The sequence below is a fragment of the Pseudomonas sputi genome, assembly GCF_021603585.1.
Taxonomy (GTDB): Bacteria; Pseudomonadota; Gammaproteobacteria; order Pseudomonadales; family Pseudomonadaceae; genus Aquipseudomonas; species Aquipseudomonas sputi.
In genome coordinates this window covers 161144-177951 of the sequence record NZ_BQHI01000011.1, presented here as the reverse complement: position 1 = coordinate 177951, position 16808 = coordinate 161144, and the positions used below count along the sequence as shown (strand labels likewise).

Annotated in this window: 13 protein-coding genes; 5 read left to right on the top strand and 8 right to left on the bottom strand. The window is 57.2% G+C overall.

The annotated features are described in order from the left end of the window. A partial coding sequence (locus tag L6D81_RS17340; protein WP_236181203.1) for an NAD(P)H-hydrate epimerase occupies positions 1-975 on the bottom strand: 975 nt, incomplete at its 3' end. Positions 976-1038: 63 nt separating this feature from the next. On the opposite strand from L6D81_RS17340, the gene queG reads away from it, so the two are divergent. Then, positions 1039-2139 carry a tRNA epoxyqueuosine(34) reductase QueG gene (gene queG / locus L6D81_RS17335; protein ID WP_236181202.1) on the top strand — a complete coding sequence of 367 codons (1101 nt, stop codon included), beginning with the start codon at positions 1039-1041 and terminating at the stop codon, positions 2137-2139. 49 nt (positions 2140-2188) lie between these two features. Here the strand turns inward: queG and L6D81_RS17330 are convergent, their stop codons facing one another. The 6 genes from L6D81_RS17330 to orn all read right to left on the bottom strand — a co-directional run bounded on the left by L6D81_RS17330 (position 2189) and on the right by orn (position 12475). Next, positions 2189-6910 carry an RHS repeat domain-containing protein gene (locus L6D81_RS17330; protein WP_236181201.1) on the bottom strand — a complete coding sequence of 1574 codons (4722 nt, stop codon included), beginning with the start codon at positions 6908-6910 and terminating at the stop codon, positions 2189-2191. An 81-nt stretch (positions 6911-6991) separates the two neighbouring features. Further along, on the bottom strand, positions 6992-7978 hold the full coding sequence (locus L6D81_RS17325; RefSeq protein ID WP_236181200.1) for a hypothetical protein: 987 nt from the start codon (positions 7976-7978) through the stop codon (positions 6992-6994). Positions 7979-8333: 355 nt separating this feature from the next. Further along, positions 8334-9851: a leucine-rich repeat domain-containing protein gene (locus L6D81_RS17320; protein WP_236181199.1), complete on the bottom strand. Its 1518-nt coding sequence runs from the start codon at positions 9849-9851 to the stop codon at positions 8334-8336. Between the two features lie 185 nt (positions 9852-10036). Beyond that, complete coding sequence (locus L6D81_RS17315; RefSeq protein ID WP_236181198.1) at positions 10037-11068, bottom strand: hypothetical protein; 1032 nt, start codon at positions 11066-11068, stop codon at positions 10037-10039. Positions 11069-11237: 169 nt separating this feature from the next. Further along, the gene (locus L6D81_RS17310) at positions 11238-11849 is read right to left on the bottom strand and encodes a trimeric intracellular cation channel family protein (RefSeq protein ID WP_064379088.1); all 612 of its coding nucleotides are present in this window, start codon (positions 11847-11849) and stop codon (positions 11238-11240) included. 83 nt (positions 11850-11932) lie between these two features. Then, complete coding sequence (gene orn, locus L6D81_RS17305) at positions 11933-12475, bottom strand: oligoribonuclease (RefSeq protein WP_007950739.1); 543 nt, start codon at positions 12473-12475, stop codon at positions 11933-11935. Between the two features lie 107 nt (positions 12476-12582). Between orn and rsgA the strand changes: the two genes are divergently transcribed. From rsgA to L6D81_RS17285, 4 genes are all read left to right on the top strand, one after another. Continuing rightward, on the top strand, positions 12583-13614 hold the full coding sequence (gene rsgA / locus L6D81_RS17300; protein ID WP_039766628.1) for a small ribosomal subunit biogenesis GTPase RsgA: 1032 nt from the start codon (positions 12583-12585) through the stop codon (positions 13612-13614). Between the two features lie 211 nt (positions 13615-13825). Continuing rightward, positions 13826-14233, top strand: a complete 408-nt coding sequence (locus tag L6D81_RS17295) for a TIR domain-containing protein (protein WP_236181197.1) — start codon at positions 13826-13828, stop codon at positions 14231-14233. A gap of 2 nt (positions 14234-14235) precedes the next feature. Next, the gene (locus L6D81_RS17290; protein ID WP_236181196.1) at positions 14236-15195 is read left to right on the top strand and encodes a caspase family protein; all 960 of its coding nucleotides are present in this window, start codon (positions 14236-14238) and stop codon (positions 15193-15195) included. Further along, complete coding sequence (locus tag L6D81_RS17285; protein ID WP_236181195.1) at positions 15195-15680, top strand: toll/interleukin-1 receptor domain-containing protein; 486 nt, start codon at positions 15195-15197, stop codon at positions 15678-15680. Before L6D81_RS17290 ends, L6D81_RS17285 begins: the two co-directional genes overlap by 1 nt. Before the next feature lie 48 nt (positions 15681-15728). Here the strand turns inward: L6D81_RS17285 and motB are convergent, their stop codons facing one another. After that, on the bottom strand, positions 15729-16808 hold the full coding sequence (gene motB / locus L6D81_RS17280) for a flagellar motor protein MotB (protein ID WP_236181194.1): 1080 nt from the start codon (positions 16806-16808) through the stop codon (positions 15729-15731).

The window sequence follows — 16808 nt, the reverse complement described above, 5'->3', positions numbered from 1 at the left end:
CCCCAGCCCCGGCCCGACCACCAAAACCGACACCTTGTCCAGCAGCCCCATCAATTGATTGGCCGAAGAAGTGCCCAGCGCCATGGCTTCCGGCACCCTGCTCAACGCCGCTGGTACATGTTCCGGGCGAGTCGCCAGCGACACCATCCCGGCGCCACTGCGCAGCGCGCTTTCGGTGCTCAACAGGATCGCCCCGCCAAAGCCATGATCGCCGCCGATCAGCAGCACATGGCCGAAACGCCCCTTGTGCGCAGCCGGCGCACGGGCAGCCAGATGCGCAAGGTTAGTCACGTCAAGCCGACGCGCAGCGAGAGGCATGTCACTGAAGGTTTCGGCCGAGGCCTGCAGATCGTTAAACAGCAGTTCGCCGACGTGATCCGCCGCCGCCCCCGTGAACAGCCCGAGTTTCAGCCCGATGAAAGTCACAGTGAGGTCGGCGTGCACCGCTTCACCCAGCGCATGGCCGGTGTCGGCGCACAACCCGGACGGAATGTCGACCGCCACCACTGGCAGTCCGCTGGCATTGATCGTCGCAATCGCGGCGGCATAGGGCTCACGCACCTCCCCGCTCAGACCGGTGCCGAGCAATGCGTCAACGACGATACCGCGCAACTCGCAGGACAGATCCCATGGAGCAATCGAGACGCCGTCGGCCACGGCCTCGGCGTGCGCCACGGCGGCATCCCCCTTCAAACGCTGCGGCTCGCCGACAGCCAACACTCGTACCGACCATCCCGCCCGATGCGCCAGCGCTGCCACCAGATAACCATCGCCGGCGTTGTTGCCGTGTCCGGCCAACACCGTCAATTCATTCCCGGACGGCCATTGGCGCACCAGTGCGCGCCAGGTGGCGTGGGCGGCACGCTGCATCAATTCGAAGCCCGGCGTGCCGGCGGCGATCAGCCGTGCGTCGAGTGCCCGAACCTGCGCGGCGCGGTACAGCGCGTCGGGTAATTGATCTTTAGTGTGCGGCATGCGTCTTCGGGCTCCGATGTCTGGCAGAATTATACGCACCTCAGCTCCGGTTTCTCTCGCCTCATGTCCGCCATCACCACAGATCTGCCTGCCCTCGCCCAATCCATCAAGGACTGGGGCCGCGAGCTGGGCTTCCAGCAAGTCGGCATCAGCGGTCTGGACCTGGCCGAGCATGAGCAGCACCTGCAACGCTGGCTCGAGGCCGGCTACCACGGCGAAATGGATTACATGGGCGCCCACGGCAGCAAACGCTCGCACCCCGAAGAGTTGGTGCCGGGCACCCTGCGCGTGGTGTCGCTGCGCATGGATTACCTGCCGGGCGACACGCAAATGGCGCAATTGCTGGCCAAACCGGAAAAAGCCTACATCTCGCGTTATGCCTTGGGCCGCGATTATCACAAGTTGATCCGTAAACGTGTTCAACAACTGGCGGACAGGATCCAGTCCGAAATCGGCCCGTTCGGCTTTCGCGCCTTTGTCGACAGCGCCCCGGTGCTGGAAAAAGCCATCGCCGAGCAGGCCGGCCTGGGTTGGATCGGCAAGAACACCCTGGTGCTGAACCGCAAGGCCGGCAGTTACTTCTTTCTCAGCGAACTGTTCGTCGACCTGCCCCTGCCGGTGGATAAACCCCACGGCACCGAACACTGCGGACGCTGCACCGCGTGCCTCGACATCTGCCCGACCAACGCCTTCGTCGGCCCGTATGTGCTGGACGCGCGACGTTGCATTTCCTACCTGACCATCGAACTGAAAAACGCCATCCCCGAAGACCTGCGACCGCTGATCGGCAACCGCGTGTTCGGCTGCGACGATTGCCAGATCTGCTGCCCGTGGAACCGCTTCGCCCGCCCGTCCGGCGAAAGCGATTTCAAGCCACGGCACAACCTGGACAATGCCGAACTGGCCGAGCTGTTCTTGTGGGATGAAGACAAATTCCTCAGCCGCACCGAAGGCTCGCCCCTGCGGCGAGCCGGTTACGAGCGCTGGCTGCGCAATCTGGCCGTGGGGTTGGGGAATGCGCCTTCAACGATTCCGGTGCTGGAGGCGTTGAAGGCGCGACGGGACTATCCGTCGGAGTTGGTCAGAGAGCATGTGGAGTGGGCACTGGAACAGCATTCCAGATCTGCGCAGACAGTACCGGCGAACAACGTGCTCAAATCGTAGTTGAATGCCGTTACCGCATGCCAGTAATGCCCGGCCTTGTCATTGATGCCTATTTTTTTTCGTTATAGTGGCCACCCAACTGTTTGATGATGACGATCCTTTTTTCAGGGTTCTCCGTAATATAAATACGGTCCCCCTTCGACAAGTAAAGATGCATGGGTCTTGATGTCGAGGAGGACGGACCGTGCATTGGCGTATATTCGGCATGAATGAGTTTGGCCGCGTCGGCCGGGGAGTTATTCGCTTCAACATGCTTCATGAATATTTCTGCCCTGTCCTCCGAGGCCTTGCGCGCCTCAATCCTGAGAAAATTCATCTTGTCTTTGGGCCTGACCAGTGTCCATGGAATGTCGACCTCTTCCTCCACCGGTGCATTGGCTTTCTTGGCCGCGGCCTTGGCGCCTTTTCCCTTGGCGAGTACCTTGCCCATTTTCATCGTCCCCTTTGAACTGAGTCCCTGCTCAAAGGCTGACGCCAGCTTTCTCCCGGCATTAACAGCAGCTTTGGCGCCAGCCGCCAGACCGGCACCGAGCGAAGCCAATCCAAGGCCGGCACTGATCCAGCCCAACACCTCTCCCGCTGGCGAGTCCGGCGCATGGCCATTGACCACTTCGCTGGCGATACCGGTCAAACCCGAAGCGACGGTCAGTCCCAACGCCGCCAGCGCCCATGGCGTTGCGGCGCCCATCGTCAGCACGCTGGCAACAATCCCGAGAACACCGACTCCGACGCCCAGTATCGATTGCCAGGATATATGCCCTGTCGGGTCGACACGATTGACGGGATCGCCCAGGCAATAAGCGTAAGCACTCAATCCACCCCCGCCAAACGGACTCATGCTGTCGGGACTGAGAAAACGCATCAACGTCGGGCTGTAGGCCCTGTAACCATTGCCCAACAGGTAAAGGCCGGTTGCCCGATCGAGCTGCTCACCATTGAACCCCGCCAGACTGAACATCCCGCCTTCGGCAGGACGATGCCCATACGGGCTGTAAACGCAATCGGTCAGATTTTTTTCATCCAGTTCTGTCAGCACACTGTGTTGCTGATCGGTACCGAACAGCTGCGTGCCGGCGCTCGATCCCAGTTGCTGCTGCCCCACAAGCAGTCCACCGTGACGCACGACACTGGATGAACTTTTACCACTGACTTCATGGATGACACGCCCCTCGTGGTAATAACGCTGGGTAGGTGCATTTTCCGGTTGCGACAGTTCAACCAGATGGTCGAAGCCGTCGTAATGGTAGTTGCGAATGACCGTGCCTGCTGCACCGGTCAGTTGCTCAAGACGCCCGAATGCGTCATAGGCCAGGACTCGCGCCTGGTCATCCTTGATCATCCTGCCGTTGGCGTCGTATTCCAGAGTCACTGCCGGTGGATAGTCGACGTGGGAATGCCTGACGGCACTCAGTTGTACAGGGTCCGGATTGTCGTAGCTGAAGGTGGTCAGATTCACCCCCAGCGGGAACCGCGTCTGTACGGTCAGAAGGTTATCCAGCGCATCGAAAGTGAATGTCTGCTGAATAATCTCCTTGCCATAAGGATCCCGGGGTTTCTGGGTACCCGCACAGTCGTACTGGATCAGCCGCCCACGCACATCGTAGACAAATCGTTCATCACGTAACATTTGTGTACCGCGCATGGACACTTTCTGTGCCAGTTTGCCGGCGAGCGTATATGACGACACCAGTGTCTGGTCGGGCTGGCCCTTGATCTCGAAAGTACGGCAGGTCTCACGACCGATATCATCATAGGTAAACCGAGTGATCATGCTTCGCTTGATCGAAGTGTCTGCGGTCTTCGTCCATTCAAGCATCCCGGTCAGGGTGCTGTAGTGGAATTCGGTTTTCAGCGCCCCCCGCAAAGTTGACAACAAGCGACCGTGGTCATCGTATTCGCAAATTTGCTCGACCCCGAGTACATCGACATAGGTGAGCGGTCGCCCCTCGAGGGAATAGGTAAAGGACGTTGCTTTGCTGATATCACCGAAGGTCGTCGTTTCGGATTTGATACGCCCGGAGGGATGATATGCAAAACGATGTTCTCTGCCGTTTTCGGTGCAGGTCAACGGATGACCACTGACGGGATCGTACGTCATGGTCGTGAGCAACGCCCCCGCCTTGCGCTCAGTCAGTAAACCGCCCAGATCTCGCAAATAAGTGAATTCGGTCTTCTTGCCATCAGCGCTCCTGTACCACGTAGGTTGACTGAAGCCCGCTTCGTAACCAGCCTGCGACGTGCGCCCGCCCACCGTACTTTCCGTCAGACGATTCAAACCGTCATGGATCTGCCGACCCAACACCTTGCCATCGACATGGATCCCGACCGCAAGCGCTTCGTCAGTGTGATCGGCGTAGTCGGTTACTACCACGCTGGCGTCGGGCATGACATTGCGAATCAGGCGATCAAAGACGTCGTATTCATATCGAGTGGTATTGCCAACCGGATCGGTCTGGCTGACCGTGCGCCCGAGCCCGTCATAGGTATAAGCGGTTTTACCGAGGCTCTCGCCCCTCAGATTGAAGCGCTCGACACTCAGAGGTTTACCAAACTCGTTTAGGAGAGTGACTGTCTTGCCCATCCCCTGAAACCAGTTCGTTTGCTGGCGAGCGACCGGATCGATCTCGCTGTATTCGATACGCCCATCGGCATGGAGGGTCTTGCTGAGCTGGCCCCAGTGATCGAATTCGTAGCGGGTCGCCACTGGATAAGGCTTGCCATCACGCCAATCGGTCAGCGTGACTTTTACCTTGTGACCCGCCGAATCATGAATGGCGGAATAAAGCGTTCGACTCTGAATGAGTCCGTCCTCGTCCGGATGATCACAGTCCTTTTCCGCAACGGCGATCACCCTTTCCAGGCCGTCATAGGCCACTTTTTGCTCACCACCGGCAGGATCGGTGGTCACTACCGTAGCGGGCTGCTGCTTGCTGGAGGGTAAATAGGCCCATCGGGTAAAGGTTTCGCAGGGGGTATCACGGGCAACCGTTTTGCACACTGCCCGGCCGATCGCGTCATATTCATATTCGATGCGTTCACCATCGACACCGATGTTCGCGACCTGTAATCCGCTCAGCGTCGAGAGCACTTTCTCACTGGTCTGCAGCGAGCCATCAAACCCGTGTGTACTGGACTTTACCTCCAGTCGGGTGCCCTTGAGCTCATAGGAAAATTCAGTACGGGTTGTTTTACCCGCCAGGGTGATGCTTTGCTCTTTCATGGCCCCGTGCTTGAGCGGGTCCTCGGGTGTATTCAGGTAACGCTTGCCGGTCTTCGATCGCAGGATTTCAACCCCCTCCACCAGCTCGAAAAAACGCTCCTCAACCGGCAGGACGAAGGCCAGTTCCGCACCGTCCAGTGCGGGATGCTGAGCATAGTCATAGTACGTAACCGTCGAGTTTCCGCCCCCCGCGGCTGCGGTGACCGTTCTTCTTTTCTGAAACCTGGCGAAACCCAGCGGATCCTCAGGGCAGTTGTCCCCACCACTTGCCGGATAAAATTCCGACACAGTGGTCATTCCATTCGGCTCGACAAACCTGATCAAGTTGCCTTCACCATCGAACTCGGTAACGGTGACTTCCTCACGCATGTGTTGGGTACGCCGGTCGAGGTAGGTCACCTTCTGAACCTTCGGCATGCGGAACTGGGCGGGCTGCTCATTGAATGGCTTGGTGACGCTACAGTGATACTCGATAGTCGTTGAGGTCTGGGCATCGCCACTTGTCGTGACCTCTGCGACCAACAAATGGAATTTGTTGTAGGTGCGATTGATGCGAGTGTGCACCTTACCGTTGACCACCAATTGCTCGTCCGAGGAATAGACGTAGCTGGCGGGTGCCAGATAGAGAGGGTCTCCGTCATTGCTTCTGGTCGGGATGAGGCCCTGCCCGAGAAAATTATGGTCAGAATACGAGTAGGCCTTGCAGATCCTGGGTTGATGGCGCCCGGGGTAGATCTCGTGGGCAATGACAAATGGCAGTGTTTGTTCGACGCCATTCACGAAGCGGTGACCTTGTCGCTTGTAGCGAATGATTTCTACACCGCGCAACGGGTTGACGATACGCCGCAAATAGATAGCCTGATCAATGACTTCATATTCCAGCTCCCAGCCTTTGCCGACCGGAAGCTCGATTGCCGTTACCTGACTGTTTTTCAGGATCAATCCGTAATCGGAACGAGCCGAAGTATCGGGATGCCGGATCAGCGTTACCTGACCTGCATTGCGTGTGATTTTCAGCAGGCATCGCTTGGTGTCACTGATTTCAGCCAACATGGGAAACTGATTGAACAACACATGCTTCAGCGTGATGCTCACACCATTAGGGGCAATGATTTTTTCCACTACCGCAACTTGAGTGCCGGCCTGAACCTTCAGCAGCTCACGCCGACCGTCCTTGTAGCGAATTTCATAGCGCCCCGCCCCGATCTCCAGCACCTTGGCGGTTTGCAGTTTCATCTCCTTGAACTTCAAGCCGGTAGACGTCTCCACCGCCTTATAACGTTCACCGTTGGCCAGCGTCATGACTTTGCTGCGCAAGTCGTATTGCGCCATGGTCAAAGACCAGCCTACGCCGAAACCGGTATCCACCTGACTGAGCGGATTAAAGCCCAACGAAAGTGCAAGCTCAGGGCCATTGAGCTCCGCCGAGTGCAACTTGCCCAAGGACAGCGCACACGTATACATACCGGTGCGAGGATCAACGCCCCCGGAAACGAACTCACTGAAGTTGAAAGCATTTGAATGAGCATTGGAAGAAGAGTTACTTTCCATTGAAAAAACGTCCTTTATTTTCAGATTCAGACATTGGAAACATCATGTGACCTGCAATAATTCGCTGGTCACATGCCGAAATCAGGCAAGCTGTTTCATTGATCGCCGAGACTCATCCAAAATAAAAGTACGCTGTTCCTTATTACCGTCGAGAGAGAGCCTGTGCTCCGTGCCAAACTCATCGATTACTGCAAACTCGAATGCGCTTTCGTTCTCTCGAGCCACTTGCAGGTCTGCTGAAATATACTGAACAAGTGTCAATTGCCCGGGCACTTTGTTAATCGGTACGGTTACGTAGCCGAGAGGACTGCGAAACGTGGCTTTTCCCCCATAAATCGGCGCCAGATAACCGTAAAAATTTCTACGACCATCCTGTGTACCGGGAATATTGCCGGATACGTAGACCCGCACCGCTTCTTCGGAGTCATAAGGGTCAAGTTTTACCTCACTGCTGTACCAGTCGAGGAGATGAACCTGCCTTCCTTCCGCGTGCAGACCAATATGATAATGCTGAATCCAGTCGTAATTAGCCCTCCGCTGCATCTCTCCGTATTTCCTCAACGAAAAACTGCTCAGCGGGTAAACCTTCGGAGGAATAGCTTCCAGCGTAACACTGCTATCAAAACCGATTCCGTTAGTTCGCAATGTCACGTCATTCATGACGATTTCGGCAGCCACTTCCATAGTTCCAGGCCTGGAGGCGGAAACCCAGAATTCAAAAACCTGCACAGGGTCAGAATCGTCACTGATTCGATTGTCCGTTACACGAGGGACTTCAGTAATACGCGGTGCCCCACCCGACATTTCGTGTGCATAGCGATTTTCCTGGGTGGACACGCTCCAGTCGCCCTCCAGAGGCCGGGCGCCGTTATAGGCAATCAGTCGCAGCGTCTGCAAGGCGGGATGCCCATACAGGGACGCGTTGTCTCCACTATTATCAACGCCGTGTAAAAGTACCAACACGCGTACTTGCATGCGACCGTTGGCGTAAAGCACTTTATGCTGGCCAGACCTGCCGGCGTCAAACTTCACCTCGATACGGGAAATACTAAGCTGCTCATCAAACATCAAATAATACCTTGGCAATGAATAAGTTTCGCCCCTCTCAGGACGTGCCGAAGTATTGACGCACGATCAAAACGACAATAAAACCCTTAACACTCTACAAACTATTAACAGACCCAAGTGAGGAAACACCTGAATATCAAATAAAAACTCACACACATTTTTCAAACTTTCAAAAAAGCGGCACCCTTCGCAGACAAACTTAAAGACCATCTTTCCCGGTCCCTTGATTCTGAAGCCTTATTGCCCCCTTCCCTTCCTGCCCCAAGTGAAGCCAAAAGCGGAAGAGGGCAGATGGATTATCCATAGTTATCAAAACATGTTAGACAAACTGGAGATTTGTTACTTCCTCCAACATTCAGTCACTGTCTGAATCCGTCCCGAATCCGCTCTCCGAGGATTCACTGTCGGACTCCACCTCTGAAAGTGGCTCATCCATCTGGATTTCTATTTTTCGATCCAGGCTGGAATTGTCCAGATATTGCTCAATCCGCTGCCGCGATACGTGACTCAAGGGGTTATTCACCAGCCCGACAAACAAGCTCTGCGTGTCCGGAATATCGAACAAATCATCGCCCACATTGGAAATATTATTATTCTGCAACGCCAGCACCCCGAGTTCTTTCGGTGTATGTATTCCTGAAGGAACATTGGAGAGGTTGCCGTCATGCAGTATCAACTCTGTCAACTCCGACATGAAGCCCACGTGCGGCGCGACTGTCAGGGGATTGTGCGCCAGATTCAACAATGTGAGCGTTTCTATTCGAGACAGCCCCTCAGCCGTCACCTCTGTCAGTCTGAGCGAGCAATTTTTCAATGTAAGTTCGCGCAACTCACGCATTTGAAAGATGCCTGACGGAAACTCTTCCGCTCTTAGGCCAGTGACCATCAAGTATTGAACATTGGGAAAACTGTCAAGGAACGCGCCTATTCGTACACTGGTTACCGGCGCGGTCAGTATTAACTCTGTTACGTACTCGAAACGGGTGGACAACCTTGGCAATTCACCAGAAAAATCGACGCTGGAAGAAAAATGGTAGTCACCGTACCCCCATCTCGACACTGACTTGCGTTGCCAGATATCTTGCAGCATTGCGCTGAATTGCTCACGAGCCTGGCGTTCTGCGGCGAACATCGGCGCGCTGCCCGGCGCTGACGATTCCGAACGAGGCGAGGCCTCGCCGGCACTCCATATCGCCAGTTCATCACGCAACATCGCGAACTCTTTTTCAAGCCGCTTCATTACGCCGAATGGATCACTCCTCAAGTGCTGGTTGATAAACGTCGCGACCTCCTCGTCCGAGATCTGTGGATAAAGATCACGTACGCGCTCGGCAACAGACATCCGTCTGTGTACCGGGTCGAGACTTGCAAGGCGGTCAAGCGAATCATGGCTGTCCACCGCATGCCAGAACCTGCCTTCGCCACTGGGCTGCAGCAGCGGGCCGGAAGGGTTGAGCTCTCTGGCTTGTGTGGCACGAAACAAGCCACTCTCCGCGTCCGGAACCACTTGTACGAACTGGTTCTCGGCGACTTCCACAAACTGACGCCCCTTGTACATCCGGATGCCCTGCGCATCGGCGTCGCCGAGGTGTGTTGATTGGGGTATCCGGTAGTCAGCCAGCGAGGGGAGCGCGGAAAGTATCGCAAGCTCACTGGTCGCCAAAGAGATCGGGGTCGCGCTCATACTGGCCTCCTGCGTCAGTGCGCCCAAATCTTGCCGGGAAAAAGCGTGCGCCGGCTCCAGTCGATGCGGCATGGATATCTGCGGCGCTGCAGAAGTGGGGGGCGGTGGCCGATGTGAAAAATCGATGCTGAAATCGGGTGAATGGTTTGGGGTAGTAACAGGTTTGACCTTTGGCATTTTGTCGGCCATGAGCTCTCATCCTTGAGGGGTCGTTGCGCTGGCCCCGCAAAACCAAAGGGCCAACGCGAGTCATGAGTACTGCACTGTCTATGCGAATACCTGATGGTTGGACATCACAGCCTATCGATACTCGCAGTATAAAAGCGCATATATACCTACTACTCCCACCGCATGTGCATCAGCAAACCAGCAACTCAACCTCGCTCCAGCGTGAAGTTGCGCGTGTAAAAATCCAGCCTGAACGCCAGCTTGTGCTCGGTGCCATGTTGATCAATGGCACGAAAGTGAAGAACTTCGCCGTACCTGGAGACTGGGGCAAGTTCAGAATACTCGGACAGCGCCTGAACAACCGTCAGTTCTCCGTCGTGATCATTGACCCTTACAGAATACTTTTTAGATTTTCTTGTGATGGCATCGGGAAAAAGGAACGCAATAGGATCTCCATTAAATGGCAGTTGCACGTCCAGAGTGTGTCGTTCCGGGCGGACAAAAGTGGCCAGCATATAATTGGTTCTCGACTCTTCTAACTTGTTCCCTCCAGCAAAGGCGTAGTCCTCCCCTGCTTGAGCGCCGTCTGCAATCCAATCAATCAGTTTGATCTGCTGTCCCTGCGGGTAAAGCCCCAGATAATAGTTAAAGATACGATTACCGGATTGTTCATTGCCGCGCCGGGATTGATACCAGCGGAACTGTTCAATGGCATAGGCCGCAGGCGTCTGTGATTCGATCGTGATGCTGCTGTCATGGACGCTGGACAGCGTGGTCCCGTTACTGAGAACCCTCACCCCGTTCAGCGACAAGCGTGCAGCAATTCTGGTCGTTCCCGCGACCGACGAGGATACCCAGAAAGTGCGAACCTGAGGATGGACGCTATCACTTTCGGCATCGTCTTCGTGAACGATCCCGACTGCAGCCGAAGTCTGTGCTTCAAGGGTGTAACGCCCTTGCTCGGTGCTCGCGGCCCAGCCATCACGTAACGTCCTGCCAGTGCTGTAATGGATAAGCTCTATGCTATTCATTACATCATCCGGCACGTGCATGGCGTCGCCGTCGGCGTCTACCCCGGAAACCAGAACTTGCACTTTCACCTGCATACGGCCATTGCCGTAAAGCGATTTACTGCTAGTGCCATCACCGGTATCAAACTTTACCTTGAAACTGGCGAGTCCTTCGAGAACAGGCGGGGTAGTTTGCTGATGCCGTGTTGCGCTCACATCTTCACTCATGAAGTATTTCCTTTGAAAAGCTCTATTTAAGGTTTGTCCTTGAACAACCCATCAACAAAAGAAATAACACGACTTCAGAATAACCAACAAAGCGGAAAATGTAAGAAACATGCACTTGCAAGTCCCTCACCACTTGCAATCAAGCAAAAACAATTCGCGGCAAAAAATATCAATGCTCGTCGTTATAGACAAACTTTGGCATTTCCCAATGGAAACGAATCGCCAACAACCGCAACAAAAAACCGCCAAACAAGGTGATCAGGATTGCCTGCTCACTCGGCACATTGAGGTACAGGCACAGCATGTAACACCAGGCCGCTGCAAAAGAGACGCTGGCATACAGCTCGCGGCGGAAGATCAACGGAATATCGTTGCAGAAGATATCGCGCAGGATGCCCCCGAACACGCCGGTGATCACGCCACTGACCGAGGCCACCAGCATGCCGTGGCCCATTTCCAGGGCGGTCATGCAACCGATCAGGGTGAACGCCACCAGACCGACCGCGTCGAGCACCAGAAACAGCGAACGCAGGTGACGCATCCACCGTGCGGTGAACACGGTGATCATCGCCGCAACCGTCGTCAGCACCAGGTATTCCGGGTGTTTGACCCAGGTCAGCGGGTAGTGCCCGAGCAGCACGTCGCGCACCGAACCGCCGCCCAATGCCGTGACGCAGGCAATCAGCACCACGCCGAACCAATCCATGCCGCGACGGCCCGCAGACAGGGCGCCGGTCATGGCTTCGGCAGTGATGGCGACGAGGTAGAGCATCAGCAACATGGTGGCGATCCTGGCAGGAAGGCGCGCAGTCTACTCACTTCACCGAGGCACCAAAAGAGGGCGCCTCGGCGTGGGTGCCGATCTCAGAACTTGATGAAGTGCTTGCGGTAGTGCTGCAGCTCGGCGATGGATTCACGGATGTCGTCCAGCGCCAGGTGAGTGCTGCCCTTCTTGAAGCTGTCACGCACGTCCGGCGCCCAGCGCGCGGCCAGTTCCTTGAGCGTGGAAACGTCGAGGTTGCGGTAGTGGAAGTAGCTTTCCAGCGACTTCATGTGGGTATAAAGAAAGCGCCGATCCTGGCAGATGCTGTTGCCACAGATCGGTGACTTGCCTTTCGGCACCCATTTTTCCAGAAAGGCGATGGTTTCGGCCTCGGCCTCGGCCATGCTCACGCGGCTGTCGCGCACACGCTGGGTCAGGCCGGAGTTGCCGTGGGTGCGTGTGTTCCACTCATCCATGCGCGCGAGGACTTCATCGCTATGGTGGATGGCGATCACCGGGCCTTCGGCCAGGGTGTTCAGGTCACTGTCGGTGACGATGGTGGCCATTTCGATGATGACGTCGTTTTCAGGATCCAGACCGGTCATTTCGAGGTCGATCCAGATCAGATTCTGCGGGTTTTGCATATTTCGGCTCCTGAGCAATGCTGCGCAGTTTAGCCTAGGCAGCCTGCCGGGCGTGCTAAACTCGCGGCCGTTTTACCTAATCGCTGCATTCTTCAGACGGAACACCCATGGCCAAACGCCAACTCAATCGTCGTCAAAACTGGCGCATCGAAAAGATTCAGGGCGAGCGCGCCGCCCGCGCCGCCAAACGCGAGTCCTCGGCCGTCGAGGCGCTCGAAGGCGGCGACCTCGGCCCGGAACAGCACGGCCTGGTGATCGCCCACTTCGGTGTGCAGGTCGAGGTCGAGGCCGTTGACGGCGAACTGGCCGGCCAGGTCTTCCGCTGCCACCTGCGGGCCAACCTGCCTGCATTGGTGACCGGCGATCGGGTGGTCTGGCGCGCCGGCAACCAGGGCATCGGCGTGATCGTTGCGCAACTGCCGCGCACCACCGAGCTGTGCCGTCCGGACAGCCGTGGCCAGCTCAAACCGGTGGCCGCCAACGTCGACATGATCGTCATCGTTTTCGCCCCGCTGCCCGAGCCCCATGCCAACCTGATCGACCGCTATCTGGTCGCCGCCGAGCACGCCGGCATCCGCCCATTGCTGCTGCTGAACAAATTCGACCTGATCGACGAGCAGAACGCCCCGGCGCTGAATGCCCTGCTGGCGGTGTACCGCACGCTGGGTTATCCGGTGCTGGAAGTCTCGGCGCACCACGGCAACGGCATGGAGCAATTGCAGAAACAACTCGACGGGCGCATCAGCGTGTTCGTCGGTCAGTCCGGTGTCGGCAAGTCGTCATTGGTCAACAGCCTGTTGCCGGAAGTTGAAACCCGCGTCGGCCCGCTGTCCGAGTTGTCCGGTCAGGGCACGCACACGACGACCACTGCGCGCCTGTTCCATTTCCCCGGTGGCGGCGAGCTGATCGACTCCCCGGGCATCCGTGAATTCGGCCTCGGCCACGTCAGCCGCGCCGACGTCGAAGCCGGGTTCATCGAGTTCAACGACCTGCTCGGCACCTGCCGCTTCCGCGACTGCAAGCACGACCGCGAACCGGGCTGCGCCCTGCTCAAGGCCCTGGAAGATGGCCGCGTGCAGCAGCAGCGAATGAACAGCTACCGCTCGATCATCGCCAGCTTGCCGGAAAACGGTTACTGAACATCCGCGACGGCAGCACCTCGCCCGAGGGCTGCCGGATGTCGGACCGCGTCTGACAAATCCGGTAATCCGTTAAACGTCAGATTCTTCTGAAAGCCCCGACTGCACCTGCTTGCAGGACATTTCTCTTTCACCGCTCAGACCTTGCCGGCACGCGCCAGATGCCTAAATTGGGTTCCTCTTTCGCACTACGCGACCTCCGAGGAACCTCATGCAAACCTATCATTTGTTCATCAGTCACTCGTGGAACTACTCCGGCTCCCACGACAATCTGATCCGCCTGCTCAGCGATCACCCGACCTTCACCTTCAAGAATTTCTCGGTGCCACCGCATAATCCGATTACCGATGCGCGCACTGACAAACAGCTGGAAGAAGCCATCGAAAACAAGATCCGCCCCTGCTCGGCGGTGCTGGTCATGGCCGGGATGTACTCGGCCTACAGCAAGTGGATCCAGAAGGAAATCGAGATCGCCAAGCGTCTTGGCAAGGTGATCATCGCGATTCGTCCCCATGGCGCCGAACGCACCGCAAAAGTGGTCAGCGACGCCGCGCACGTCGAATGTGCGTGGAATACCAATAGCATCGTCAGTGCCATACGCCTTCATACGGCGGTGTAATCATGCGCAAGGGACTGTTTATCGGCATTAACCACTACACCCACGTTTCGCCGCTCAGCGGCTGCAACAATGATGCAATGGCCATGGCCTCGGTGCTGGAGCGCCATGCCAGCGGGCGACCGAACTTCAGCAGCAAGGTGCTGACTTCGTCGGAGGAAAACCTCTCGCTCGCGGCAATGAGGCAACACATACAAAGCCTGTTTTCGGGCGACTGCGATGTTGCGCTTCTGTATTTCGCCGGCCATGGCCAGTTCGACACCAGCATCGATGAAGGGCTGTTGATCCCGCAGGATTACCAGCCTGGCGGCGACGGCATTCGCATCAGCGACATTCTGCAGTGGGCCGACAACGCCCAGCAAATCAAGAACAAAATCATCATCCTCGACTGCTGCCAGGCTGGCGCCGCCGGTGCCCTGCGCAACTTGCGCGGCGGCAGCAGCGTGATCGGCGAAGGCGTGACCATTCTCACCGCCTGCAAAAAAGAGCAGTACGCCCTGGAAAGTCGTGGCCATGGCGTGTTCACGGATCTGTTGCTTCAAGCACTGCACGGCGGCGCGGCCAACGTGCTCGGCAAGGTCACTCCCGGCAGCGTTTACTCGTTCGTCGACAATGCCTTGGGGGCATGGGAGCAGCGGCCGGTGTTCAAGACCAATGTGTCGCAGTTCGTACCGTTGCGCGAAGTTGCACCGCTGATTGCCGAGGAGACCTTACGCAAACTCAAGGACTGGTTTCCAGAGCCGAGTTTTGTGTTCCGGCTAGACCCGAGTTTCGAACCCACCGCCGCCTCTTTCGATCCCGATCACGGTGACATCTTCAAACAATTGCAAATGTGCAACCGCCACAGCCTGATCGAGCCGGTGGACGCCGAACACATGTATTACGCCGCCATGCACTCTACCGGTTGTCGCCTGACAGCTCTTGGTGCCTATTACCGCGAACTCGCCCTCAAAGGACATTTCTGATGCCCGTATTCATCAGCTACCGCCACATGGACCGCGCCCACGCCCTCGCGATCGATGCGCGCCTGAAGCAGGCCAATATCAAAACCTATCTGGACGTGCTGGACCCCGAATCCCAGACCACCGACGACATCACCGGGGTCATCACCCGCAATATCACCGAATGCACACACCTGCTGGCGGTGGTCTCGGAATCGACCGCATTGTCATGGTGGGTGCCGTTCGAGATCGGCGAGGCGACGATCAGCAACCGGCGAATCTGCTCCTTCAGAACGGGCGCCGCACAGCTGCCGCTGTACCTGGACAAATGGCCGAAGCTGAGCACGGCCAAGGACCTGAACTTCTTCATCGACGCCTACCGCGAAGAGGTGACGAACAAACGCTCAATGACGCTGGATTCAAGTAACGAATCCTTCAGCGGCACCTACAGACGCAACGCCGAGATATTCCATGAACAACTGAAAAACCGTATTCGGCGCGGGCTCTGACATGTCTAGTCCTGAAACAGGTGTAAACCTTATTCAGGACTAGACACATCACTGTTTCGGCGCAGGCGCCGGTGCAGTGGCCGGTGCAGCAGGCGCCGGGGCTGGCGCCGTGCTGCCCGGTTCAGTCGGTTTCGGCAACGGGTCGTCGAACAGGTTCAGCCGTTCGCGCAACTCGTGGGCCGGTACCGGTTGCTGATCCGCCGGCAAGGCGTTCGGGTCGACCGGGGTAGCCGGAGCCGCGCCGTTCTGACCTTGGTCTGCCGGTGTTGCCGCATCGGCGCCTTGCGCACCTTCGATGGCGGCCTGGGCCTTCTTGGTCAGCACCACGATGTCGATACGGCGATTGACCGGGTTGAACGGGTTTTCCTTGTCGAACAGCGCCGACGAGGCATAACCCACCACGCGCGCCACTTGCGAGTCCGGATAACTGCCCGCCACCAGCGCACGCCGGGCGGCGTTGGCACGGTTGGCCGAGAGCTCCCAGTTGCCGAAGTCGCCGTTGCCCACGTAAGGCTTGGCATCGGTGTGACCGCTGATACTGATCTTGTTCGGCACCGCCTTGATGGTGTCGGCCATGGCCAGCAGGATGTCTTCGAAGTACGGCTTAAGGCGTGCAGAGCCGGAGTCGAACATCGGCCGGTTCTCGGCGTCCATGATCTGGATGCGCAAGCCGTTCGGCGTGATCTCGAACAGGATCTGATCCTTGAACTTCTGCAGCTGCGGGTTCTCGTCGACCTTGTTCTGCAGTTCCTGCAGCAACAGTTCCAGGCGTTCTTTCTCGACCTGCTCGGCCATGCCTTCGACCTGATCGGTATCGATCGTGACCTTGTCCGGCTGCGGCTGCGACTTCACTTCAGGGTTGAGGGTGTTTTCCGGCGCCAGGGTCGGCGTGCCGCCCAGATCGATGATGTAGGGTGTGCCGCTCTCGGAGAAACCGACCGGGTCCTTGAAGTAACCGGCGATGGCGATCTTCTGTTCCGGGGTCGCGGTGGACAGCAGCCACAACACCAGGAAGAACGCCATCATCGCCGTCGCGAAGTCGGCGAAGGCGATCTTCCACGCCCCGCCGTGGTGCCCGCCGGCGATGCGCTTGACGCGCTTGATGATTATCGGCTGGTTATTTTCCAT